The sequence below is a fragment of the Enterococcus sp. DIV0800 genome, from assembly GCF_050559735.1.
GTDB classification, from domain to species: Bacteria; Bacillota; Bacilli; order Lactobacillales; family Enterococcaceae; genus Enterococcus_A; species Enterococcus_A devriesei.
Genome location: NZ_CP187898.1, coordinates 583,356 through 608,738, shown reverse-complemented (window position 1 = coordinate 608,738; position 25,383 = coordinate 583,356). Strand labels below are relative to the sequence as shown.

At 41.5% G+C, this 25,383-nt stretch carries 23 protein-coding genes; 1 reads left to right on the top strand and 22 read right to left on the bottom strand.

What is annotated here, in order from left to right:
• Nucleotides 1-42: 42 nt before the first annotated feature.
• From pstB (IGI54_RS02860) to IGI54_RS02765, 20 genes are all read right to left on the bottom strand, one after another.
• Complete coding sequence (gene pstB / locus IGI54_RS02860; RefSeq protein WP_216429548.1) at nt 43-798, bottom strand: phosphate ABC transporter ATP-binding protein PstB; 756 nt, start codon at nt 796-798, stop codon at nt 43-45.
• Between the two features lie 357 nt (nt 799-1,155).
• Complete coding sequence (gene pstB, locus IGI54_RS02855; RefSeq protein ID WP_071862275.1) at nt 1,156-1,956, bottom strand: phosphate ABC transporter ATP-binding protein PstB; 801 nt, start codon at nt 1,954-1,956, stop codon at nt 1,156-1,158.
• A 64-nt stretch (nt 1,957-2,020) separates the two neighbouring features.
• On the bottom strand, nt 2,021-2,908 hold the full coding sequence (gene pstA, locus IGI54_RS02850) for a phosphate ABC transporter permease PstA (protein WP_071862276.1): 888 nt from the start codon (nt 2,906-2,908) through the stop codon (nt 2,021-2,023).
• Entirely contained in the window at nt 2,901-3,833 is a 933-nt protein-coding gene (gene pstC, locus IGI54_RS02845) for a phosphate ABC transporter permease subunit PstC (protein WP_071862277.1), read from the bottom strand. Before pstC ends, pstA begins: the two co-directional genes overlap by 8 nt.
• A 285-nt stretch (nt 3,834-4,118) precedes the next feature.
• Entirely contained in the window at nt 4,119-5,105 is a 987-nt protein-coding gene (locus IGI54_RS02840) for a helix-turn-helix domain-containing protein (protein ID WP_430621101.1), read from the bottom strand.
• Between the two features lie 359 nt (nt 5,106-5,464).
• Nucleotides 5,465-5,716, bottom strand: a complete 252-nt coding sequence (locus tag IGI54_RS02835; RefSeq protein ID WP_216429544.1) for a helix-hairpin-helix domain-containing protein — start codon at nt 5,714-5,716, stop codon at nt 5,465-5,467.
• Nucleotides 5,717-5,722: 6 nt separating this feature from the next.
• Nucleotides 5,723-6,115 (bottom strand): VOC family protein, encoded by a 393-nt coding sequence (locus IGI54_RS02830; RefSeq protein WP_430621100.1) that lies wholly within the window; start codon nt 6,113-6,115, stop codon nt 5,723-5,725.
• 67 nt (nt 6,116-6,182) lie between these two features.
• Nucleotides 6,183-6,959, bottom strand: a complete 777-nt coding sequence (locus tag IGI54_RS02825; RefSeq protein WP_430621099.1) for a helix-turn-helix domain-containing protein — start codon at nt 6,957-6,959, stop codon at nt 6,183-6,185.
• 53 nt (nt 6,960-7,012) lie between these two features.
• Nucleotides 7,013-7,864, bottom strand: a complete 852-nt coding sequence (locus tag IGI54_RS02820) for a phosphate ABC transporter substrate-binding protein PstS (protein WP_313630369.1) — start codon at nt 7,862-7,864, stop codon at nt 7,013-7,015.
• A gap of 93 nt (nt 7,865-7,957) precedes the next feature.
• Nucleotides 7,958-9,406, bottom strand: a complete 1,449-nt coding sequence (gene cls, locus IGI54_RS02815; protein WP_216429539.1) for a cardiolipin synthase — start codon at nt 9,404-9,406, stop codon at nt 7,958-7,960.
• 59 nt (nt 9,407-9,465) lie between these two features.
• Nucleotides 9,466-9,903, bottom strand: a complete 438-nt coding sequence (locus tag IGI54_RS02810; protein WP_430621098.1) for a GNAT family N-acetyltransferase — start codon at nt 9,901-9,903, stop codon at nt 9,466-9,468.
• A gap of 49 nt (nt 9,904-9,952) precedes the next feature.
• Nucleotides 9,953-10,273, bottom strand: a complete 321-nt coding sequence (locus IGI54_RS02805) for a DMT family transporter (RefSeq protein WP_071862286.1) — start codon at nt 10,271-10,273, stop codon at nt 9,953-9,955.
• A gap of 265 nt (nt 10,274-10,538) precedes the next feature.
• The gene (gene ftsX / locus IGI54_RS02800) at nt 10,539-11,423 is read right to left on the bottom strand and encodes a permease-like cell division protein FtsX (RefSeq protein ID WP_430621468.1); all 885 of its coding nucleotides are present in this window, start codon (nt 11,421-11,423) and stop codon (nt 10,539-10,541) included.
• Entirely contained in the window at nt 11,416-12,105 is a 690-nt protein-coding gene (gene ftsE, locus IGI54_RS02795) for a cell division ATP-binding protein FtsE (protein WP_071862288.1), read from the bottom strand. Before ftsE ends, ftsX begins: the two co-directional genes overlap by 8 nt.
• Nucleotides 12,106-12,200: 95 nt before the next feature.
• Nucleotides 12,201-13,311, bottom strand: a protein-coding gene (gene prfB, locus IGI54_RS02790; RefSeq protein WP_143141780.1) for a peptide chain release factor 2 whose coding sequence is annotated in 2 segments (ribosomal slippage) — nt 12,201-13,238 and nt 13,240-13,311 — 1,110 coding nt in all. Because the reading frame shifts where the segments join, the coding sequence is not laid out codon by codon here.
• A gap of 154 nt (nt 13,312-13,465) precedes the next feature.
• Nucleotides 13,466-15,997: a preprotein translocase subunit SecA gene (gene secA / locus IGI54_RS02785; RefSeq protein WP_430621097.1), complete on the bottom strand. Its 2,532-nt coding sequence runs from the start codon at nt 15,995-15,997 to the stop codon at nt 13,466-13,468.
• Between the two features lie 264 nt (nt 15,998-16,261).
• The gene (gene hpf, locus IGI54_RS02780; protein ID WP_071862291.1) at nt 16,262-16,807 is read right to left on the bottom strand and encodes a ribosome hibernation-promoting factor, HPF/YfiA family; all 546 of its coding nucleotides are present in this window, start codon (nt 16,805-16,807) and stop codon (nt 16,262-16,264) included.
• Nucleotides 16,808-16,944: 137 nt separating this feature from the next.
• Nucleotides 16,945-17,610, bottom strand: a complete 666-nt coding sequence (locus IGI54_RS02775) for a ComF family protein (protein WP_430621096.1) — start codon at nt 17,608-17,610, stop codon at nt 16,945-16,947.
• The gene (locus IGI54_RS02770; RefSeq protein ID WP_430621095.1) at nt 17,600-18,904 is read right to left on the bottom strand and encodes a DEAD/DEAH box helicase; all 1,305 of its coding nucleotides are present in this window, start codon (nt 18,902-18,904) and stop codon (nt 17,600-17,602) included. The genes IGI54_RS02775 and IGI54_RS02770 overlap by 11 nt, the downstream gene beginning before the upstream one ends.
• A gap of 145 nt (nt 18,905-19,049) precedes the next feature.
• Nucleotides 19,050-19,337, bottom strand: a complete 288-nt coding sequence (locus IGI54_RS02765) for a DUF7662 domain-containing protein (RefSeq protein WP_143141781.1) — start codon at nt 19,335-19,337, stop codon at nt 19,050-19,052.
• Nucleotides 19,338-19,446: 109 nt separating this feature from the next.
• On the opposite strand from IGI54_RS02765, the gene IGI54_RS02760 reads away from it, so the two are divergent.
• Complete coding sequence (locus IGI54_RS02760) at nt 19,447-20,088, top strand: YigZ family protein (RefSeq protein WP_430621094.1); 642 nt, start codon at nt 19,447-19,449, stop codon at nt 20,086-20,088.
• Between the two features lie 9 nt (nt 20,089-20,097).
• On the opposite strand, the gene IGI54_RS02755 is transcribed toward IGI54_RS02760, so the two are convergent.
• Both IGI54_RS02755 and IGI54_RS02750 read right to left on the bottom strand, forming a co-directional pair.
• Nucleotides 20,098-20,802, bottom strand: coding sequence for a GntR family transcriptional regulator (locus IGI54_RS02755; protein ID WP_071862295.1), 705 nt, complete (start codon nt 20,800-20,802; stop codon nt 20,098-20,100).
• Nucleotides 20,803-20,966: 164 nt separating this feature from the next.
• Nucleotides 20,967-25,208, bottom strand: a complete 4,242-nt coding sequence (locus IGI54_RS02750) for an acyl-CoA dehydratase activase-related protein (protein WP_430621093.1) — start codon at nt 25,206-25,208, stop codon at nt 20,967-20,969.
• Nucleotides 25,209-25,383: the final 175 nt, after the last annotated feature.

The window sequence follows — 25,383 nt, the reverse complement described above, 5'->3', positions numbered from 1 at the left end:
GTTCTGGTCGTTTTCATGCTAGCCCGCCATACGACGACTGGCTTAGCCAAATTTTCCTGAGATATAATCTTCGGTTTCCTGTCTGGCCGGGTCTAAGAAAATCTTTTTCGTTTTGTCAAACTCAATCAGCTCTCCTTGTAAAAAGAAGGCAGTGCGATCAGAAATCCGTGAAGCTTGAGACATATTGTGAGTCACAATGATGATCGTGTAATTTTCCTTTAACTCCAACAACATGTTCTCAATTTTCCCTGTGGAAACAGGATCAAGCGCACTGGTTGGTTCATCCATCAAAATCACTTCAGGATTGACCGCCAAGACACGAGCGATACAGACCCGCTGTTGCTGTCCACCAGATAAGGACAAGGCGCTTTCATGTAACTTGTCCTTCACATCGTTCCAAACGGAAGCGGCTTTCAAACTTTCTTCCACCACTTGATCCAGTTTGTTCTTGTCTTTTTCCCCTTTTAATTTTAACCCATAAATGACATTCTCGTAAATCGAAAATGGAAAAGGATTCGGTTGTTGAAAAACCATCCCGATTTCTTTACGGAGTTTTACCGTGTCGGTCTTAGGACTATAAATATCTTTATCTTTGTAAACGACGCTGCCGGTGATCGTCACACCCGGAATCAGATCATTCATGCGATTCAGCGAACGCAAATAGGTCGATTTTCCACAACCTGAAGGTCCGATCATCGCTGTAATCTCGCCCTTTTCGATGGCCATGTCAATCCCTTTTAGGGCTTCCTTTTCTCCATAATATAAATGAAGATCCTTAGAAGTAATAATCTTCGACATTCAATTATCTCCTTTTTCATACTAAAGAATTTATTTTTCCAAGGTCAGGAAAAATAAGTTTGATGTTCAAGCCGCATATCATCCAACTAGATCCGCTTCTTTTCGTTTCCAAAAAACCTACTATATCGTTTCAGCTCTTAGTAAACTGCTAAAAGTTGGACTGGCATCCTTTTTCATACTAAAGAATTTATTTTTCCAAGGTCAGGAAAAATAAGTTTGATGTTCAAGCCGTATATCATCCAACTAGATTGCTTCTTTTCGTTTCCAAAAAAACTACTATATCGTTTCAGCTCTTAGTAAACTGCTAAAAGTTGGACTGGCATCTTATATAGATACTAAACTTGAATTACTTTTTTCTTACCCAAAATGGCCTGATACATAATCTTCGGTTGCTTGGATTTTCGGACGAGTAAAGATTTTTGGAGTTTGATCGTATTCAATGACATGCCCTAAATAGAAAAAGGCAGTATAGTCGCTAATCCGAGCTGCTTGCTGCATATTATGAGTCACAATAATGATCGTATAATTCTCTTTTAATTGAATCAGCGTTTCTTCTACTTTACCAGTTGAGATTGGATCCAACGCACTAGCTGGCTCATCTAGCAATAAAATATCCGGCTTCATTGCGATTGCTCGGGCAATACACAAACGCTGTTGCTGTCCCCCTGAAAGAGCCAGCGCACTTTTATCAAGGTTATCTTTCACCTGATCCCATAATGCCGCCTGCTTCAAACTTGTCTCAACAGTTTCTTCTAATTGATGTTTATCCCGCATGCCGTGCTGTTTTAAAGCAAAGGTAATATTCTCGCGAATTGATTTGCTGAAAGGATTTGGCCGTTGGAAAACCATCCCGATTCGTTTGCGCATTTCGTAAACATCGATATTGTCCGCGTTGACGTCTACATCTTTGTACATAATTTTTCCGGTAACTCTGGCACTGCTGATGCCGTCATTCATCCGATTCAATGAACGCAGATAGGTTGACTTCCCGCAGCCAGACGGTCCGATCAAAGCCGTGATTTTATTTTTTTCAAATTCCAGATCCACACCTTTTATGGCTTCATTGTCGCCATAAAAAACATGCAAGTCTTCTGTATGAAGCGCGATCTCACCAGGCATACTAATGAGGTTGCGTTCGTCCCAATTATATTCTTTCATCGAATTTCTCCTAATTCATAGTCAGCAATCATTTGTTTCAAACTCACCAATAAAAAATTTATCTTTACGCTGAAGTCATTCTTTTATGAAGTCGTTTACCGATTGCACGGGCACCAAAGTTGAAGAGTAAAACAGCTAGAATCAAAACGGCAGACGCTCCAGCTGAAACACTGTTTCCATCCGGCATTGTTCCTTCTGTATTGATCTTCCAAATATGGACTGCCAATGTTTCCGCCTGACGGAAAATACTTAAAGGACTTGAAACGCTTAGTGGGTTCCAGTTGGTGAAATCCAAAGCTGGCGCACTTTGCCCTGCAGTATAAATCAAGGCCGCAGCTTCACCAAAGATCCGTCCTGAGCTCAAAATTACCCCGGTTAAAATCCCTGGCAATGCGTCAGGTACTACGATCTTCGTTACCGTTTCCCAACGTGAGAGACCTAGCGCTAAGCCAGCTTCACGTTGTGTGTAATGAATCGCTCGCAAGGACTCTTCAATATTTCTTGTTAACAAAGGTAAGTTGAACAAGGTCAAGGCTAACGCCCCTGATAAAATCGAGAAGCCGTAGCCAAACTGGATAACGAACAATAAAAAACCGAACAAACCGACAACGACTGAAGGCAATGAACTTAAAATTTCGATCGATGTCCGAATCACGTTAGTCACCCAATTATCTTTGGCGTATTCCGATAAATAAATCCCGGCTCCTAATGAGATTGGCAAGCTGATGATCATAGTGATCAATAACAAGTAAATCGAGTTAAATAATTGAATCCCGATTCCGCCGCCCTTTTGATAAGCCTTCGAAGGCGAGGTCAAAAATTCCCACGAAACATGGGGCAAGCCGCGAATCAAGATATACAGTAATAGAAATGCTAAGATGGCTACGATCAAAGCGGAGACGCCATAAAGTACGCCGGTTGCGATTTTATCTGCGCGTTTGGCTTTATCCATTGCTTATCTCCCCTTTCTTTCCAATGTAGCGAATCAAAATATTGAAAACTAATGACATAAATAATAGGATCAAAGCCAATGACCACAGCACATTATTTTCTACTGTGCCCATAATCGTATTTCCGATCCCCATGGTTAAGATCGAGGTCAACGTGGAGGCCGGTGTCGTTAAACCAGTCGGCATTAACGCCGCATTCCCGATGACCATTTGGATCGCCAACGCTTCACCAAAGGCCCGAGCCATTCCAAAGACCACCGCCGTTAAAATACCCGGTACGGCTGCCCGTAAAACCACTTTATAAATCGTTTGCCAACGCGTTCCGCCGAGAGCTAATGACGCTTCCCGATAATGACGGGGAACTGATTTTAATGTATCGACAGTCATTGTTGTGACTGTCGGTAAGATCATGACGAATAAAACGAAGGTTCCAGACAAGATCCCAAAACCTGTTCCACCAAAAATCGAACGGATAAAAGGAACGATCACAGTTAAACCAATGAACCCATAAACAACGGAAGGGATTCCTACTAGCAGCTCAATGACCGGCTGTAAGAATTTTTGACCTTTCGTGGGTGAAATTTCTGTCATAAAGACCGCCGCACCAATCGCGAAAGGTGTTGCCACGATCGCCGATAAAAAGGTCACCATAAATGAGCCTAAAATCATCGGTAGCGCGCCGACTAACGGCTGGCCATCTGGACCAGTGGCACTTGGGTTCCAAACCGTTCCAAATAGAAAGTCGAATACATTGATTTTATCTACGAAAAAGGTTGATAACCCTTTACTTGCTACAAAATAAAAAATGGCTCCAACCACAAACACAATCAACGCGATACAAACAAAACTAATAAAGCGTCCCCGCTGCTCAATTCTCGCACGTTTTGATTTTGTTGTGAGGGCTTTTTTTACATCTTCATTTTCCAAGGCTGACTCCTCCTGATTTCCACGAAACGCAGTGATTCGTTAAGAAACAATTAGTATTCTTGCGATTATTTTCTTTTGAGGTTCATTACTTTTAAACCAACAAAATCATTTTACCTGTTGAAAATCAATTTCTTTTTAACCTTCTGTAACGATTGGGTGACATTTGTAAAGAACGTGTAAACGACTTAGGAGCCTCATCGTAATTGAGTTTCTCAACTGCATCAATAAAAAATAAACAGGCCGCAGTACCTTTTTTAATACTACAGCCTGTCTTCTTCAGACTTCCTACAATTTTTCTTTAGCTCGTGTCCTCAGAAGATTAATCACTGCAACGATTATCCCATAAAGGATGCTCCCAACAGGCCAGATGATCCAGCTATACTGCCAATTCCCCGTCCAAAAACTATACCCTAAATAGATCGCAATCAAAAGTAACCAAAAGATAGCTGCGATCTCACTTGAAATCGGGGTACGTTCTTTGACTTTTTTACTATAATCTCCTTCTTGCAAAAGTTTCAACATACTTTCCCAGCGAATCCCATTAATAACCAATAAAGAAGTGGAGAGCGCTACCATTATTAACAACAAACAAATCGCTAGTCCTTTGTAAAAGGTATTTTCCGTAAAAAAGCTGAGAAACAACGGAGCGATACTCAAAAGAATTAATGTAGTTGAAAGAATTATGTGCCAAGTATAGCGCCCGCGATAATTTTTTTGCCGTGACTTGACCATTCCATTCACACCATATTCTGTTTCAAAAACTTCCTCATTTAAATAAAGATAGGAACTCGTTTTTGAGCGGCTATAAATAAACAACGCGACTGCTGGTAATACCAATAAAAGCATCCATAAAAAACCTGCAACGCTAACCATGTTTACTGCTAAAAACGTCGGATCTTGTCTGTTAAGGCTTCCTAAAAAAATCAAACCTACTGGGGACAAGATACATAAGAACACGCCTAAAGCGATCCACTTCGCGGATTTTTCCTTGAGGGTCAAGAATTCCTGCGCCTCTGCTAATGTAACCTTGCGGGCAGCTTGTAGCTCCCCTGCTTCAATATAATCAACGCTTTCCAACTCATCCTTAAAAAGATAATCAGTTGTCACGTTAAAAAGCTCGGATAAATGAATCACCTTTTCAATATCCGGGATTGATTGCGCGCTTTCCCATTTTGATACCGATTGACGAGAAACATCCATTAATTCTGCTAACTCTTCTTGTGTCCAACCATTCTTCTTGCGTTCCTGAACAATTTTTTCAGCGAGTATCATGTCATCCACCTCTCATTTTTATTGATCCTTGTTGCTATCATTAAAATACAAGAAAAGGTAGTTACCTACTACAAATCACTGGTTGTTTCTTGTCAACTGGCAGTTGCAAGGGCTTTACATTCAACTTTTTCTACTAAATTCGCATGATATTAGTTATACATACCGAAACGCGATCATGGGAATTGAATCCGTCAAAGAAAAGAAAATGCTTCTTTTTAAAAGTATAACGAGCTTTGGTACAAAATGCTGGTATTATGCTCATCTATCCATTCTTTAAAATTAAAAACTGGTTGTCAGTTTATCGGTCAACCAGTTTTTTAAGAATTACTTTTTATTATAATCTCTGCCAAATTTTTAATTTAATCCTGCCAATCCCACCAATTCTGTTTTTCTTTTGGCAAGCGGCCTTCATGATTCGCATAATGAACAGCCAAGCGATAGACGTACAAGGCGCAACGATCAACTTTTGTTCCTTGCGCTATACAATCCTTTAGGTAAATAGTTTCAGGATCTTGATTTTTCAATGATGCAACTGTCGGATAGCCGGCTTTAATTAAATGCTGCTCCATATTGAGGCCGATGCCGGGGATTTCTTTCAGGTCATTTTCCATCAAAGCTCATCCTTCCTGATACTCCGCAAAGGTCAAGACATACCCATCCGGATCTGCAATGGCAAATTCTTTCGCACCATAGAAAGTCCTGTGGACCTTGGTATAGATCGGATAAATTTCTTCAATCTGCTGATAAAGGGTGTCAAAATCTGTAACAGTAATGTACAACGAAATGGAGGGCTGAATCTTTTCCGTTGCTAAGATGGGATATTCCTTGGCTAAATTATTTTTTTCTTGCACCATCAAGGTGAGCGTATCATTTGATAAAATCGCAAACTGCAATGTTGGTCCTTCTTCTGGAACTGAGGCTAGCACTTCCAGCTCAAGCATCTTTTGATAAAATTCAACCAATGTCGTCACATTTTCTACCATTAAATTGGTCGTTATATTTTTAAACATTTCTAACGCCTCCTTGTTGTTACATTCATTTTAGCAAGGAAGGCAGAGAAACGATTGTAAAAATGCGTCAATTTTTGTAGCGAGCTAAAAGCTCCAGCGGGTTGATCCCAAGATAGCGTTTGAAATCGCGATTGAAGTGAGGCTGATCGTAATAGTCGGTCACTGCCAAAATGTCCGCCGGCTTAGCTTGCTGAGCCGTTAATATTTGTAAACATTTTTGGAATCGTAGGATACTTAGCACCATTTTAGGTGTTAGTCCATAATTTTGGGCAAACAATCGTTGAGATTGGCGTGGACTAAAATTCAACTGTCGATACAACTCTTGTGTCTGTTTTGGAATGTTATTGGCAAGTCGTGGAAAAAGCTCAGTAAATTTATTTGGTTCAAGTCCCGCAAATTTTTCTACTAAATACTGTTGGAAGAATTCCTGCGCCGCTTCAAAACCAAGTGAAAAAAATTTTTCTTGATCGAAATCCGTGAAAATTTCCTCAAGCAATATGAATTTATCCATCGCTTTCTCCGCCGAAACGCCTGTTAATTGATGAAAAGCTCCCGGCACCATTCGAGCACCGAAAAAATAGGCTGGGCTCTGAATTTGGTAGTTAAAATCGGTTTGGCGAGTTCCCGAAAAGCCGATTATTTTTCGATCAAAATCTACAATCAAATCAATACAGCCGTCAGCGATGATGACATTCTGCAGATGGCTTTTCTGGTCTGTTTTTGGAAACATCGACCAAAAACAGAGAATAAATTGATTCTCGGTTGAACAATTTTTTTCGCGATAGGTCATGACGCGCGTGAATTCTTCATTTAATAAAAAAGGAAGTTGAATCGGATAGTACAACTTAAGCGCTCCCCTCTAAAAAAAGGGCATGGATTCTTCCATGCCCTTATATCTTATTTGATTACATTGCCTTCCCAATCACGTTCGACCTTCATGTCAGAGATTGGAATATAGCCGAGTTTGGAAACGACCTTTCCTTGAACATCCTCTGAAAGCATATAATCAAGGAAATCCTTGACTAATTCTTTTGGCTGACCCTTAGTATACATGTGCTCATAGGCCCAGATCTTCCAGAGATTGGTACTGACATTTTCATCTGTTGGCTGGATATCATCGATACTCAGTGTCTGAACTTCTTTTGTTACATAAGAAAAAGCGGTATAACTGATTGCTCCCGGCGTATCAGCTACGATCTGCCGCACCATCCCACTGGAATCTTGTTCCTGTGCTCGAATCGCAGTTTTCCCATCTAAGACCCACTGTTCAAAGGTAGCACGTGTACCACTACCTGACGCACGATTCAAAATTACAATTTCCTGATCTTTGCCGCCGACTTCTTGCCAATTTTTGATCTCGCCTAAGAAAATCTTCCGCAGATTTTCTAAGCTAATATTTTTCACGCCTACCCCTTTATTGACGATTGGAGTAATTCCAACAACCGCAACTTTATGATCGACTAATTTATTTGCATCAATCCCATTTTTCTCTTCCGCAAACAAATCCGAATTTCCAATATCTACAGCTCCAGATTGGACTTGGCTCAAACCCGTTCCGCTTCCGCCACCTTGGACATTGATGAATCTTCCGGGATTTTTACCTTGATATTCTTCAGCGACCGTTTCAACGAGTGGTTGCAGTGCAGATGAACCCACAGCAGTGATTGACTCGCCGCGATCGATCCATTTTGAACAGCCTGACAAAAGTAAAATCATTCCTAATAGAGGAATTAATAACCATTTCTTCATGAAAAATCTCCTTAACATGTTTCCTTTGAATTAAGTTACATTAAACAAGCTAGTCCATTTTATCCTATCAAACCCTGAAAGCGCAAATAATTTTTATAAGAGGGGCGAAATTAGCCGGGCAATGCCTTCTTTAAATTTAATCAAAGTGCCACGCTGATCGTATTTTTCTTGGGTCAACAGCTCAGAACACGTTGAATCCTGATAAAACGCTGCTCTCACCTGTTCTGCAAAATCACTATCATAAACGATCGTGTTCACTTCAAAATCCAATTTGAATGAGCGCACATCAATGTTCGCTGAACCCACCGAAGCAATTCCGGAATCGATCACCATTGTTTTCGCATGGATAAATCCATTCTCATAGGTTTCGATAATCGCACCGTATTCAATCAGTTCGGCAACAAAGGAATAAGTCGCCCAGTAAACTAGCAAATGGTCTGGTTTATTAGGAATTTGGATTCGTACTTTAACACCTGATAATAGCGCCAGCTTCAACCCTTCGTGAATCGATGCATCGGGAATATAATAGGGTGTTTGAATCAAAATTTCTTTTTTAGCTAGATTGATCATTTTTAAATAAGTCATTTTGATTTGCTCATGTTCACTATCCGGACCGCTGCTGACAATTTGCAAGGCCAGTTTGCCTTCTGACTCAATCTCCGGAAAATAATCCGGTTGATAGACAACTTCATTTTTTTGTTGAGAATTCCAATCCATCAAAAAGCGGTTCTGCAAAGTATAAACGGCATGACCACGAATCCGTAAATGATTGTCCCGCCAATAACCGAATTTTTCTACTAACCCTAAATACTCATCGCCGACATTAAAGCCGCCAGTATAGCCGATCTCTCCGTCGATCACTACAATCTTACGATGATTACGATAATTCATTCGTGGATTTATATAAGGCAGAAACAATGGAAAGAAAAATTCCACTTCCCCTCCAGCTTCAATTAAAGGAGCAAAAAAGCGACGGTTGGCTTGCGTGGAGCCCCAAGCATCCAGTAATAATCGGACTTTTACGCCACGATTAGCGGCTGCCATCAGTGCGGCGCGAACCTCAAGCCCTAACGCGTCTGCCCGATAAATATAATATTCCATATGGATGTGAAACTTCGCCTGCTGGATATCTTCTAGCAATGCATCAAATTTTTCTCGTCCATCCGTATAAAGTATCACTTCATTATTGGTGGTATATAATGAACTTTCAAAAATCGTCAACATATAGATCAACTGTCTCGGATCAACTTGATCAGTATTAGGCTTAGGAAACAATCCGCGATGAAAGGCCCGCTGCTGCTGCTGAACTTCAACGTTCATCCCTATTTTAGTTTGAATCTTCAAATCAAAGATCCGTTCCTTTGAGATCCCTTTACCGAAAAAGATATATAAAATAAATCCCAATACGGGAATAAAGGTTAAGACTAATAACCACGCCCACGTATTGACCGTATCCTTACGTTCACGAAAAACAATAATAAACGATAAAATTGTATTGATAATTAAGAAAAATAACCCCATATGCTCTGTCACAAACGACATGCCCCCAACTCCTTCTTATAAAGAATAGCCGAGAAAAAGCGGATTGTAAACCGACGACTTTAATGATTTGTCGCTTTTTCTAATCGCATATCAATGTGAGGAATGTCATCTTCCAAATAAATTTCCGAACAAGCCGCAAATCCAAAGGACTGATAAAAATCGGTTAAATGGGCTTGTGCCGAAATAATCACCGGCCGCTGGGGAAAACGCTCTTCGATTGCTTCCATTGTTTCCGTAACAAGTTTTCGTCCTAACTGTTGCCCACGAAATGCTTTTGCTACCAAGACACGGCCAAAATGGATGCCGTCACCCGTTTCATAAATCCGTGCATACGCCTGTAACATATCATTTTCCATCAAACAAACATGGAGCGCTTCACGATCGATTTCATCGACTTCTTGATACGGACAGTTTTGTTCAACGACAAAAACGGCGGTTCGTGCTTGTAAAATAGTCAATAATTCTTGTGATGATAATTGATCGGTGGTTTTGATCATAATTGCCTCCTGTAATTTTCTGTTTGAATTAGTGTAACCTATTTTTCGTCTAATGTCCGCTAGTTACTTTGATCCCGATGATTCCGATAATCAACAGCAGCACAAAAAAACTAGTGAGCAAAGACAAGTGATCGTGAAAGAACAGCAGTCCTACGATAATTGAACCAACCGCTCCGATTCCTGTCCAAATCGGATACGCCAAACTCATTGACAAGGCGTGTAACGATTTCGCTAAAAAGAAAAAGCTAGCTGCCATACCGATTAAGGTTAAAATTGAAAAATTCAACCGACTAAACCCTTCACTTAATTTCATCATCGTTGCCCAAAAAACTTCGAAAGCTCCTGCCACAATCAATGCTACCCATGCCATAATAAATTCCTCCTCAATTTTTTTAATTTCCCCGCCGTCAATTCAGCCCCCAAAAAAGACAAACAAAAAAAGGGAGTCCAATTTCTTCAAAGACCTAACGAAATTGGCTCCCTTGCTCGGCAGCGGTTAAATTAAATTCATTGCTATTCTAGAACCTTTTAACTTAAAAGGCAAATTTTTGCTATTAAAAAGGAGGTGTGACAAACGTCTTGTCGCACCTCCTTCTTCCAAATAAACGGCGTTTCCGTCGTAGCTTCTTACTAACTTAGATTTTTAAGAAACGACGCATTGAAATCACTGAACCTAGGGAACCAATCATATAACCGCCGACGGCCATGACAATGTCTAAGATCCAAACAATCTCGTTAGGACGCAATAACGCCAGGTTTGATTGCAGTAGATAAGGCGCTGCTAAACCGTAAACTTGTTGGTAACCATAAGTCAAAATTAAAATCGGAACGATCGAACCGATCAAGCCGATCCAGCCACCTTCAAGGAAGAAAGGCCAGCGGATGTAGCCATTTTTCGCTCCCACTAGACGCATGATCTGAATCTCGGTTTTCCGTGAGATGATGGTGATCCGAATCGTGTTTGAGATCAAGAAAATCGCCACAAAAATCAATAATGCTGCGGCTGCTAGTCCCCACGTCCGAACGACTTTCGCCATTTGAATGATACGGTCGGCTGAGTTTCCGCCGTAATTCGCTCTAAAGACATTCGGCAATTGACTCGCTTGACGTGTGACCGGTCGAATATATTGAGCATCCGTCGCACTAACTACATAGACATCATAAAGGGGATTGCTGTCGCCTTCAAATAAATCCCACGCGTCACCCATTTGGGCTTGGATTTTTTTTAGCTGATCCTCTTTACTAGAGAAAGTCACTTTATCCACATGGTTGATATCTTGTAAATCTGTTTTTAATTCTTTTAATTCTTTTTCTTTTGTACCGATATCAACAAAGACCGTCACTTCGACATTGCCTTCGACATCATGAGCTAGCTTTGTCGCATTCATGATCACAGCTAGGAAGATTCCTGCCATTGTTAACGTGATCGTCACCGCACTGACTGATGCCAACGTCATCCAGCCGTTACGTTTGACACTCTTGATACTTTCCAACAAATGTCGGAAGAAATTTCTAATCATCAAACTCATATTCCCCTTCCGCTTCATCTCGAACGATCAAACCATTTTCAATCGCGATCAAACGATGGCGCATCGTATCAACAATTGTCTTGTTGTGCGTCGCCATAACAATGGTCGTTCCTTGATTATTGATTCGCTCTAATAGATTCATGATCTCCCAAGAAGTATCCGGGTCCAAATTCCCTGTTGGTTCATCCGCAATCAAAACTTTAGGTGTATTTACAATTGCCCGTGCAATCGACACCCGTTGCTGTTCCCCACCAGATAATTCATTTGGGAAAACGCGGACTTTATGTTTCAAGCCGACAAGATCCAACACTTCCATGACACGTTTTTTGATTTCACGCGGTTTACGACCAATTACTTGCATTGCGTAAGCAACATTTTCATAAACCGTTTTTCTTGGTAATAATTTGAAATCCTGAAAGACGACGCCGACATCACGACGCAAATAAGGGACTTCTTTATTTTTGATTTTCAATAAATCATGACGAGCAACATCCAACACTTTCCCAGAAGTTGCTTTTTCTTCGCGGTACATCAATTTGATAAAGGTAGATTTTCCGCTACCAGAGGGACCAACAACATAGACGAACTCACCTTGCTCGATATGGACCGAAATCCCACGTACAGCAGTTGTCTTATTCGGATATTTTTTTGTTACATCCTGCATTTCAATCATGCTTTATCTCTCCAAACCTCTTAAATTCTTTGTTATTATAGCACGTCAACATTGCAACTGGCTTTCATTACTTTACAATTTGATTTCATTTTAGCTTAGGCTTCTTGTGCTAGACGCCATTTCAAGTAAGCATCAATGAAAGGATCCAAATCACCATCCATCACCGCTTGGACATTTCCTGTCTCATAATCGGTTCGGTGATCTTTCACCATTGAATAAGGATGGAACACATAGGAGCGAATTTGCGAGCCCCAACCGATTTCCTTTTGCTCGCCTCGTAGTGCGGCCGCTTCTTGCTCTTTTTTCTCAATTTCCAATTGGTAAAGTTTGGCTTTCAATGTCTGCATCGCGGTTTCCCGGTTATGAAATTGTGAACGCTGCGCCTGACTGGCAACGACCGTTCCGGTTGGCAAGTGAGTGATCCGAACAGCAGAAGATGTTTTGTTGATATGCTGTCCACCGGCTCCACTTGCCCGGTAAACATCCACTTTCAAATCATCTGGATTGATTTCAACTTCAATATTTTCATCTAATTCAGGCATGACTTCCACCGAACAAAATGACGTGTGACGCCGACTAGCTGAGTCAAAAGGCGAGATCCGAACTAAACGATGAACGCCTTTTTCCGATTTTAGATAGCCATAGGCATTGGTACCTTTAATCATTAAGGTCACACTCTTAATGCCCGCTTCATCTCCTGCTTGATAATCGATCGTTTCTACTGAAAAGCCATGCTGTTCTGACCAACGTGTATACATCCGCAAAAGCATCGAACCCCAATCCTGTGATTCTGTTCCACCCGCTCCAGGATGCAGTTCCAAGATCGCATTGTTTTTATCATAAGGCTCATCCAATAGTAAGGACAATTCAAAGCCTGCGACTTTTTCCTGCAGCTGCAACAAACGTTGTTCCAACTCTGTTTGCAGTTCACTGTCAAATTCTTCTTGCTGCATTTCCCACATCAGATTAAGCTCTTCGCTCTCATTAGCGATCGCTTGAAATTGATCATAGGTTTCTTTTTCGCCATTGTTGTGATTGATCAGTGCTTGGGCTTTTTCCGAATCATCCCAAAAATCGGGGGCCGTCATTTGGTTTTCTGCTTCTGCAATGTCTTCTTCTAACTGTTCGAGGTCAAAGAGACCCCCTGAAACTAGTCACTTGCTCTTGCATCGTATCTAATAAATTCCGGATTTCTGCGTTTTCCAATTTTATTCCCTCTTTCTCATGAATAAAGAAAATATTTCCTCATTCAATCCTAAAAACCTGCTTAACAAAAAATTTGAGTGATCCATTCGTAAAACAAGAGCTGCGACATCTAAATGTCCCAGCTCCTCTGAAAATCAACTGTTGCGTGAAGCTCTTATAATCCTTTACCGTGGCAATTTTTGTATTTCTTACCACTGCCGCAAGGGCATGGATCATTACGTCCGACTTTTTCGACATGAACCGGTTGTTGTTTCGTTTCAGTCAAATTTTTAGGATCGCCATCGGCCTCTACTGGGTGTTCCTCTTGGTTTTGAGCAACTTGTTCCCGTTGTACATTTTGGCGAATTTCCGCTTTCATGAAGAGACGGGTCACTTCAAATTCGATTGCTCCTACCATGTCTTCAAACATCTTGTAGCCTTCGGTTTGATATTCAACCAATGGATTGTTTTGCCCGTAAGCTCGCAAGCCAACTGATTGACGTAATTGATCCATCGCATCGATATGGTCGGTCCATTTTGTATCGACAACTCGCAAAATAACGACTTTTTCAAATTCCAATAATTGTTCTGGACTTTGTAATTGCGCTACTTTCGCATCAAAGACCTCTTTAGCACGACCATATAAATAATCTTTCATTTCTTCTGTTGTTTTGCCTTCGAAGTCGGCTTTTGAAACTGTGTCTTCGTGAACCAAGGTTGTTCCGGCAAAATCAGCCAACGCTTCAAGATTCCAATTTTCTTTTTCCAATTGAGTATGGCTGTCGACTACCCGTGAGATCGTCCGACGTACCATGTTCAATAATTGCGGCGATAAATCCTTTTCGCCCATGATGACATCTTGACGTTGTTTATAAATAACTTCACGCTGTTCACGCATCACGTCATCGTATTGCAAGACGTTTTTACGTGTATCGTAGTTATTTCCTTCCACTCGTTTTTGGGCAGATTCTACTTGACGAGTCAGCATCTTGCTTTGGATCACCGCATCTTCGTCTTCGACTTTCATCCGGTCTAAGAACGCTTTGATCCGTTCAGAACCGAAACGTTTCATTAAATCATCTTCCAATGAAAGATAAAATTGTGAAACACCTGGATCTCCTTGACGACCTGAACGTCCCCGAAGCTGATTATCGATCCGGCGTGATTCATGACGTTCGGTACCAATTACGGCCAAGCCGCCTAATTCAACAACGCCTAAACCAAGCTTAATATCGGTTCCTCGACCAGCCATGTTGGTGGCGATCGTTACAGAACCTTTTTGCCCAGCGTTCATAATGATTTCCGCTTCTTTAAAGTGGTTCTTGGCATTCAAGACTTCGTGAGGAACTTTTTCCGCATTCAGCATGTTTGAAAGTAATTCAGAAGTTTCAACTGCCACAGTACCAACTAGAATTGGTTGACCTTTACGATGGCGTTCTTTAATATCTTGCACCACGGCATGGAATTTACTTTCTAAGGTTGGGTACAATAAATCTGCGTGGTCCGCCCGGATAATTGGACGATTCGTTGGAATTTGAACAACTTCAATATTATAGATTTCACGGAACTCTTCTTCTTCCGTTTTAGCCGTACCAGTCATCCCAGATAGTTTTTTGTACATCCGGAAGTAGTTTTGGAAAGTAATTGTTGCCATTGTTTTGGTTTCATCTTCGATCTCGACGCCTTCTTTAGCTTCGATCCCTTGGTGCAACCCGTCAGAATAACGACGACCATCCATAATCCGTCCAGTAAATTGGTCAACGATTAGGACTTTACCTTCTTGAACCACATAATCAATATCGCGAATCATGATGAAGTTCGCCCGCAAGGCTTGATCCAAATGATGGGTCAAGGCCGTGTTTTCTAAGTCATACAAGTTTTCTAAGCCGAAGTTTTCTTCGGCCTTTTCGATTCCTTGTTCAGTCAAACCGATTGTTTTTGATTGGATATCGATTTTGAAATCTTCATCTTCTTTTAGACGCTTCACGAAATTATCCGTCCGCGTGTAAAGAGCCGTTGATTTTTCAGCAGCACCAGAAATGATCAATGGTGTCCGGGCTTCATCAATCAAAATTGAATCCACTTCATCGACGATTGCGTAATTCAATGGACGTTGAACCATTTGACTTTGGTAAACCACCATATTGTCACGTAAATAGTCAAAGCCAAGCTCGTTATTCGTGCTATAAGTGATATCACAATTGTAAGCTTCGCGTTTTTCATCGGCTGTTTTTGAGTTGATGTTCAAGCCAACACTTAAGCCAAGGAAATTATATAATTCACCCATCTCAGTCGAGTCACGCGTAGACAAGTATTCGTTTACTGTAACAACGTGGACACCTTCACCAGTCAACGCATTCAAATAAACCGGCATCGTCGCTGTTAAGGTTTTCCCTTCACCTGTTTTCATTTCAGGGATATTTCCGTCGTGTAAGACGATCCCACCCATTAATTGGACATGGTAAGGATACAAGCCTAAAACCCGTTTCGCTGCTTCACGAACGACCGCGAAAGCTTCAGGTAATAACTCGTCTAGTGTTTCTCCTGCCTTATAACGTCCTCTAAATTCATCAGTCTTGCCGCGTAACTGCTCATCTGATAATTTTTCCATATCATCAGCATACGCTTCAACTTTATCAGCAATGCTGCTTAGACGCTTTAATTCTTTTTTATCGTTTTCGATCATTTTTCTAAGAAAGTTTGCCATTCGTTTGTCTTATCTCCTTTAGTTCTTTTTCTATTTTTTGATAGAAACCCGCTAGTATATTTTATCATTAGTCCAACAGAAAAGAAACTTCTGTTAGCGAATAATGGCCTACTTAATAGAATGATTAAACTTTCTTTTAGTATTTTTGATTCTTCCTATCACATCAATGACCGCTGCTTCTTTTTTTCAACTGATTTCAAAAGCTTTATTTTGTCTGAAAATAAAAAAACCTTCCAGCTTCAGCTGGAAGGCATTATTCTTTGATTAATCTGTTTCGATCAAACCATATTTGCCGTCTTTACGACGATAAACAATACTTGTACCATTCGTTTCAGCATCTTCAAAAATGAAGAAGTTGTGTCCAAGCATATTCATTTGTAAGACTGCTTCTTCGCTGCCCATTGGTTTTAGTGATAAGCGTTTTGTACGTACGATTTCTAATTCTGATTCTTCAGAATCTTCAGCATTCACTAACACTTCCACGTCACGTTCAGGCACACCGGTCTCACGCGCTTTACGATTAATTTTTGTTTTAAATTTGCGGATCTGACGCTCTAATTTATCCACAACCAAATCAATACTTGCATATAAATCTGGTGAAGTTTCTTCGGCCCGAAGAACTAAGTAAGGTAATGGAATCGTTACTTCAACTTTCGCAGTTTTTTCTGTGTAAACCTTCAAATTTACATAAGCAGTTGCGTCCGGAACATCAGTGAAGTAGCGTTCTAACTTACCTACTTTCTTTTCAACGTAATTGCGGATAGCTTCGGTAACTTCGATGTTTTCTCCTCGAACATTATATCTAAACATACGTATTGCCCCTTTCGTCTTACCAACTGAAGATTGAGGAAGGACCACTCTTACCTCTCTTCTTAACCCTATTATAGCGAACTCTAATCCTTTTGCAAAGTAAATCGCTACCAATTTTGGCAGTAAAATTTTAGCATTTATCGAGCAAAAGTCAGAGTTTTCACCGTTTCTACGCCATTTTGATAGAGCAACTCGGCCCCGTGGACCAATGTGCGGCCTGTTGTATAAACATCGTCCACTAATAAAACTCTTTGATTTCTAATTTTTTCTTTTGATACCTTCAACGTAAAAGGCTGCTCCATTTTTAACCGCTCGGCACGTGTTTTTTCTGACTGAGGCGCCAACTCTTTACGTTCCAATAAAAAGTGATATGCCGGTTTCGTCAACTCTAAGCAGCCAATGACTTGATTAAAGCCCCGCGTAGCAAAACGTTCTTTTGAAAGAGGCATTGGGCAAATCAAATAGTCACGATAATTTTTCAGTGTTTGATTCAGTTCAGCGGTAAAGGCTCCTCGTAAACGATAATCTCCAGTAAATTTATAGCCTTCGATCCATTGGCGAAAACCTGCATCATAGTAAAAAAGTCCGCGATTTTCTAAAACAAAGCCGACTTGCTTTTGCCATTGAAGACAATCGCCGCATAATTCAGCTGAATTGGGACGACCACAACCGGGACAAGCCGCCTTCTGTTCAATCACAGTGAAAAGCTGCTGACAATGAAAACAGCGGTGACTGCCTTGAAAGAATAATTCCAGTAATGTCAGATTTTTAATCAGCTCTTTTTGACAGCAACTACAGTGCATCGATCAAACCCTCCTGCAACGCTTGTTGATTATGTTTTCTAATCTCTTTGATTGCTGTTTTAATGTCCCTTGTCATTTCACTAGTCACAAAGACGACCTCCGCTTTGGAATAAGCTCCTTTGCGATCAGCTCGACCAGTAATCTGGACTAGCGCTGCTTGATTAAAAACACGATGCGACGCTTGTAAAACCACCACCGAAATATTTTCAAAGGTCACACCTCGCTCTAAAATCGTCGTTGTAAGCAGCAAGTCATACCGACCTTCACGCATATTTTCAACTTTAACCAAGCGTTCCTTATCTTTGGAGAACACGGTTGTCAATCGACTATCAGCCAAATTGGCTTTAAAATAGCTTTCGATTTTTGCTAATAGCTGGATACTCGGACAAAAAAGCAAAACATGATTTTTTGTTAATAGTAAAAGTATCCGCCGTAATATTTTTTTATTCAGATGGCCTCGATTTAATGATTTTTCTAAGTTCAGTGTCCATAGGATCTCCGGCAAAACCAGGGGACGCCGATGATAGCGTGCCGGCAAGTAATAACGGCAATCGACTGCTTGCCTTAATTTTTGATCCGGCGTTGCGCTTAGAAAAATTCGCTTTGCTTTTTCCCGTTGTGCCCGTTCCACCGCTTGAGGCAGTAATGGATCTGTACTGTAAGGAAAGGCGTCCACCTCATCTACAATCACCAAATCAAAAGAGTCCTGATAGCGTAACAGCTGATGAACGGTGCAAATAACAAAGGTATCTCCGGCATCTTTTCGTTCTTGTCCGTGGAACAGACTGATCTTTTCTTTAGGAAAAGCCTGTCGGAAGCGTAAATAGAGTTCATTACAGACATCTACTCGTGGAGAAGTCAGCACCACCCGCTGTCCCTTTTCCAAAACCGCTTTGATTAACGGAAACAAAATCTCTGTCTTCCCTGCACCAGTGACTGCCCACACCAAAAAGGTTTTCCCAATCGGTTGATCTGTGACTAAGCGCCGAGCAATTTTTTCCTGAGCTGCAGAATAGACTCCCGACCAAGCTAAGACAACTTTTCTTGCGGACAATTCTTTCACAGGAAAATAATAAAGAAAAGAATGACTGGTGATCCTTCCTAACGCTAAGCAAACCGGACAATAGAAGAACCCCGCCGGCAGCGCTGCTCGGGAAAGATTTCCACAACGTTGGCAAAGCCAACGCTCTCCCACTGCGTTCATCGCTGGGATTTTTCTAGCCTGATTCAAGTCAACATCAGGATAAAAGACTTGCCACTCTTGTCGCAATAACCGCTGGCCTGTGATCGCCATTTAATCACTCCTAAAAAACATTCTTATCAAAAGATACGCAAAAAAAGAAGCTTGGACATTAATCTAATCCCAGCTCCTACTTACATATAAACGGTGGTCCCGAAATAGCTTCTTGGGAAATAACCCACACACTTCTTTCACAAACTCAAATTAACCAATTCGATTTTACCAATTTATTAAAAACGATATATTCTTTATTCAGATTGACCTGCACGACTTCATAGTTGGCATTCAGCCAGCCATAAGCACCCTTTTCTGGATGGCGGTAATCGTTCGCCCACCAATCGAGATCATGTCGGGCAGTCAGTGGCAAGCCGCTTCTAGGAAACAACAGCTCGTCAAATTGGGTGAAGGTCAGCGTCACTTGAGAGCCGTTATTATTTTTTAAATAATGGGTAATTGCATCATATTTTTTTACACGGGTCATAGTCATCTCTCACCTTCAAAATTTTCAATTCTCACTTGTATCCTTACTTGATAGTTGAAACCGGCCCTACTTTTCTCCTATACTGAAAACAAGAGAAAAAAAGTGAGGCTAAATCATGCTGCAAAATTATCGTACGATCAAACAAGACCATCAACATGAGATCGAAATCAAAAAATCTCGTTTCATTTGTTTCTTAAAGCGAATCAACTCTGAAGAAGAAGCTAAAGCCTTTATCCAACAGCTGAAAAAAGAGCATTGGAAAGCGAATCATAACTGCAGCGCTTTTGTCTTAGGTGAGCGCAGCGAGATCCAGCGTTCTTCTGATGACGGTGAACCTAGTGGAACCGCCGGGGTACCGATGCTTGAAGTATTAAAGAAAAATGATTTGATCAATGTCTGTGCCGTCGTGACTCGGTACTTCGGTGGCACCAAGCTAGGAGCCGGCGGATTGATTCGTGCGTATTCAGGCGCGGTCGCCCAGGCTATTGCCGATATTGGCATCGTTGAGGGCCGGCTACAGCAAGAAGTTCTGATCCAATTGGATTATTCGAACTGGGGCAAACTAGAAAATTTCTTAACGGCTCAAAAAATCACCGTCAAAGACACGCAATTCACTGATCAAGTGGTCGCCACTTGCATGGTGGATGAAACACAAGTTCCAGCTTTTGAAGAACAGATTACCGATTTATTAAATGGCCAAGCAAACTTTACTTTAGGCGAGATCAGCTATTTTGAACAAGTCATCCAAGAGGCCTAGCTTCTTGGATTATTTTTCTAAATAAAATTCAAAACGGCTACCAACATACTGCGTACGCACATACTCAAATGGGCGTTCATCCGCTAAATAGGAAACTTGGCGCAGGCGTAAAATCGCGTCGCCACGTTTAACGGCTAAATACTCGGCTGTTTGCTCCGAAGCTAAAACAGCAGAAACGGTTTGATTAGCACGTCCAATCTCAAAGCCCTTTTCTTGCAAGCTATGATAAAAAGAATCTGTGATTTCTTCTTTACTGAAACCTTCGACTAGTTTTGCAGGAATACTTGCCACTTCGAAACAAATTGGCACTTCATCTGCATAACGAATTCGTTCCATCCGCAACACTTGCTCGCCTTTGTCTAAGCCGAGTTTTTCTGCTTCACTAGAACTGGCACGAGAATTAAAAAAGGAAATCGTTTTGCTAGAAGGAATCTTCCCCAAGGATTCCATGATATCAGTAAAGCTCGTTGTCCCGCTCATTTTTTCTTGGACTTTTTTACTGGCGACGTAAGTTCCTGAACCGATTTTCCGCTCTAAGATCCCCTCGTCCGATAACGTTTGGATCGCTTGACGCAAGGTCATTCGACTGACGCCAAATTTTAACGACAATTCACGCTCAGAAGGTAAGCGATCGCCCACTTTCCACACGCCATTTTCAATCTCATGTTTTAATTGATCATGGATTTGAATATATACGGGCACTTGATTTGCCACATTCCATCACTCCTGTTGATTTTCTATATTTATTATAACTGGTATATACCTAATGTACAATAATAACCCTTCCCAATTTCCCAACTAACTAGTCGATTGCCTGCAATAATCAGTTATTGACGTAAAAAAAAGAGTAGACCATTTGAATCGGCCTACTCTATTCTTTAACTTTTTACTTCTTCTTTTAATTGCTTGTTAGCGGTCGCCATCATTAAACGAATCCGATTCAATTGATTGACGATGGAAACGCCTGGATCATAATCGATCGCGGCAATATTGGATTTTGGATACTGATGACGCAATTCTTTAATGACACCTTTACCTACGACATGGTTCGGCAGACAACCAAAAGGCTGCATGCAGACGATATTATTGACACCGGTCTTCAAGAGATCGATCATTTCACCAGTCAAGAACCAGCCTTCACCCGTATGATTTCCGATTGAAAGAATCTTGCTAGCATCTTCCGCTAATTGATAAATCGAATGAATCCCTGTGAAACGATCCGAAGCTCGCAACGCTTTATCCATCGGTTTTTCCACGAATTCAATTAATTTGATCGCCATCTCAGCCAGATTTTTGCTCTTCTTAGACATTCCCATATTGTCATATTTCCAAATTTGATTGTATAAAGAATAGTTCATGAAACCAATCAAATCCGGTACAACTGCCTCGGCACCTTCCGCTTCTAACAGCCGGACAATATCATTGTTGGCGGTTGGCGAGTATTTCACCAAAATTTCTCCAACAACACCGACTTTTGGTTTAACTTCATCAGAAATCGGTACCGTATCAAAGTCTTTGATGATCTTTTTCATATTCATATTGAACAGAGTCAATGAACCATTGCGAACATTCCCTTTGACTTTTTTCAACCATTCCTCGTGTAAGGCATCGATCTGTCCTTCTGCTAATTCATAAGGCCGCGTACGGTATACGACGCGTTCAAAGAGGTCGCCATAAAGAATTGCCACAACGATCCGTTTCAGCATTGGTAAGGTGTACTTGAAGCCTGGGTTGCTTTCCACTCCTTTGTTTCCTAATGACACCGAAACGACGGGCACTTGTGGGAAGCCGGCATCATTCAGGGCCTTGCGCAATAATGGAATGTAATTCGTCGCCCGGCAGCCGCCACCAGTTTGACTCATCATGACACTGGTATTGTTTAAATCGTATTCGCCACTTTGCAACGCTTCGACCAATTGTCCGATCGAAATGATCGCTGGATAACAAGAATCGTTATTCACGTATTTCAATCCAACATTGACGGCCTCACGGTCCATCGCTGGTAAGCAGACGACATTATAGCCTGAAGCCTCCAACGCGACATCGAATAAGCCAGATTGGTGGATTGGACTAAGCATTGGCAAGAGCAAGGTATGTTTTTTCCTCATTTCCTTCGTGAAGACGATTTTTTCTGGTTCTTCAAAACGTCTAACGAGTTGGAAGTTAGATTTATCCCGCTCATTGACTGCTGCTTTTAACGAACGTAAACGAATTCTGATGGCACCTAAGTTGGACCCTTCATCAATCTTCAAAACAGTATAGATTTTGCCGTATTGTTCCATGATTTCTTCGACTTGGTCCGTGGTGACCGCATCTAGTCCACAACCGAAGGAATTCAATTGAACAAGCTCCAGATTTTTGGATTTGGCCACCACTCGAGCGGCCGCATATAAACGTGAATGGTAGACCCATTGATTGACGACCCGTAAATTACCGACATCGCTTAAATGGGAGACACTGTCTTCGGTTAGAACATGGAAGCCTTCTTGGGTAATGACTTCCGCGATTCCGTGATTGATCTCTGGATCTAAATGATACGGACGACCAGAAAGAACGACGCCTCGCTCGCCTTTTTGATTCAGCATCAGAAGCGTTTCTTCCCCTTTTTGGCGAATATCATTTTTGAAGGTTTCTAATTCTTCATAGGCATGATGCAACGCTTTGTCGACTTCGGTTTGGGTGATCCCTAAATCTTGGAAGCAACGTCCTAAAACTTTGGCTACTGAAGCTTCATTGGCTAAATTCAAATAAGGATTACGATAATCCACCTTGCCGTCACGGATGTCATCAACATTGTTACGGATCACATCTGGATAGCTTTGGACGATTGGACAGTTGAAATGATTGTCGGCTTCTTTTGATTCTTCCCGCTCAAAGACCACACCAGGATAGAAAATCATTGGTACGCCACCATCGATTAAGGCTTGAATATGGCCGTGAGCAATTTTGGCTGGGTAACAGGCCGTATCACTTGGGATCGTCTCCATTCCTTGTTCATACAATTCTTTATTTGAGCGTGGTGATAATTTCACGCGGAATCCAAGGTCGCTGAAGAAGGTATGCCACAAAGGATAATTTTCATACATATTCAAGACCCGCGGAATCCCGATTTCTCCTCGCACCGCTTCTTTTTTACGTAATGGACGATATTTGAAGAGCCGTTTATATTTATACTCCACCAGATTGACTTTTTTATCTTCCCGTTTCACTTTGATCCGAGCGCCTCGCTCACAGCGATTGCCGGTGATAAATTGCCGACCGTCGGAGAATAAAGTAACCGTCAGCATACAATTATTTTCACACAATCCGCAATGAGTAAATTCTTTTTCTGCGGTAAAGCTGTCGATCTCCGCCAAAGATAAGGTCTCAGTCGTTTCACCGACCTCATAATTTTCTAAAGCGATCAATGCCGCGCCGAATGCGCCCATTAAACCGGCGATTGATGGACGAACGACTTCACGGCCGGTCACCATTTCAAATGCCCGTAACACCGCTTCATTGTAGAAAGTTCCACCTTGGCAAACGATCTTCTCGCCCAACTCTTCGGGACGACGAACCTTAATTACTTTATAAATAGCATTTTTAATGACGGAGTAAGATAAGCCGGCGGAGATATCCCCAACTGAGGCGCCTTCTTTTTGAACTTGTTTCACTTTTGAATTCATAAAGACAGTACAGCGAGAGCCTAAGTCCACTGGTCCTTTTGATTTCAAGGCCGCTTGCGCAAAATCTTCTACTTTATAATTCAATGATTTAGCAAAGGTCTCGATGAAAGAGCCACAACCGGATGAACAGGCTTCATTCAACTGGATCGAAGACAGCGCGCCATCTTTAATCGTCATCGCCTTCATGTCTTGTCCTCCGATATCTAAAATAAAATCAACGCCTGGTTGGAAATGATTCGCCGCTTTGTAATGCGCCATCGTTTCTACTTCACCGATATCCACCTTCAAGGCGTTTTTGATTAATTGCTCCCCATAACCAGTTACTGCTGCTTTTCCGATAAAGACATTCTCAGGTAATTTTTGATACAAATCTTTTAAGACGGTCATCGTCGTTTCTAAGGGTTGACCTTGATTGTTGCCATAAAATGAAAACATGAGATTACCGCTCTCATCGATCAAGGCCACTTTGGTCGTGGTAGAACCGGCATCGATTCCTAAGAACGCCACGCCCTCATGTTCATTCAAATCCTTTTCTTGCGCTTGGGCTTGCCCATGACGCAGCCGAAAATCAGCGAGATCCGCCTCGTCTTTAAATAAAGGCTCCAACGTATCAGAAGGTGATAGGTGTCCTTCTTCTGCCGTAGTCAAACGATGCAGCAATTCTTCTAATGAAGAAACCGGTGCTTCTTCTGAATAAAAAGCGGCGCCCATTGCTACAAAAAGCTGTGGATTTTCAGGAAAGATCACATTCTCCGGGGCGATGTTCAAGGTCTCGATAAAGCGTTGACGCAGTTCAGACATAAAGAATAACGGTCCACCGAGAAAAGCGATGTTCCCTTTGATTTTACGACCGGCTGCTAAACCGGCGATTGTTTGATTTACAACGGCTTGAAAAATACTCGCCGCGATATCTTCTTTCGCTGCTCCTTCATTGATCAAAGGCTGCACATCGGTTTTGGCGAAAACGCCGCAACGAGAAGCAATCGGATAAAGTGTCTTATAATTTTTTGCCAGTTCATTGACCCCGTTGGCATCCGTCTTTAACAAGACTGCCATCTGGTCAATAAAGGCTCCCGTCCCGCCGGCGCAGCTACCGTTCATCCGCTGCTCCAAAGCACCCTCAAAGAATGTAATCTTCGCATCTTCTCCGCCTAATTCAATCGCCACATCCGTTTCCGGAATGACTTCTTCCACGGTGCGTGTACACGCGATCACCTCTTGGACGAAAGGAATGTCTAAAACATCAGCTAGTCCCATCCCACCGGAACCTGTGATACTCATCGTCATTTTTTGGTTGCCAAGTACCTCTTCTGCTTCTCGCAGCACACATTCTGTGGCAGTTTTCACATCCGAAAAATGCCGCTCGTATTTTGCAAAGAGACTTTCATTTTGTTCATTTAAAATGACCAACTTGACGGTTGTAGAGCCTACATCGATCCCCGCTCGTAATGTCATAAATATTCCTACCTTCCATTTTTAACAACACGTGTTGATTAACTTACAAAGTGTTTGTTATACTACTCACGTATATTCTAAAAAGATTTTGCACGTTATGCAACTATCAAAATCATTTCATTCGTGTGATAAGCAACGTTCCAACCCGTTCTGTTGTAAAAAATGAAAGGAATTT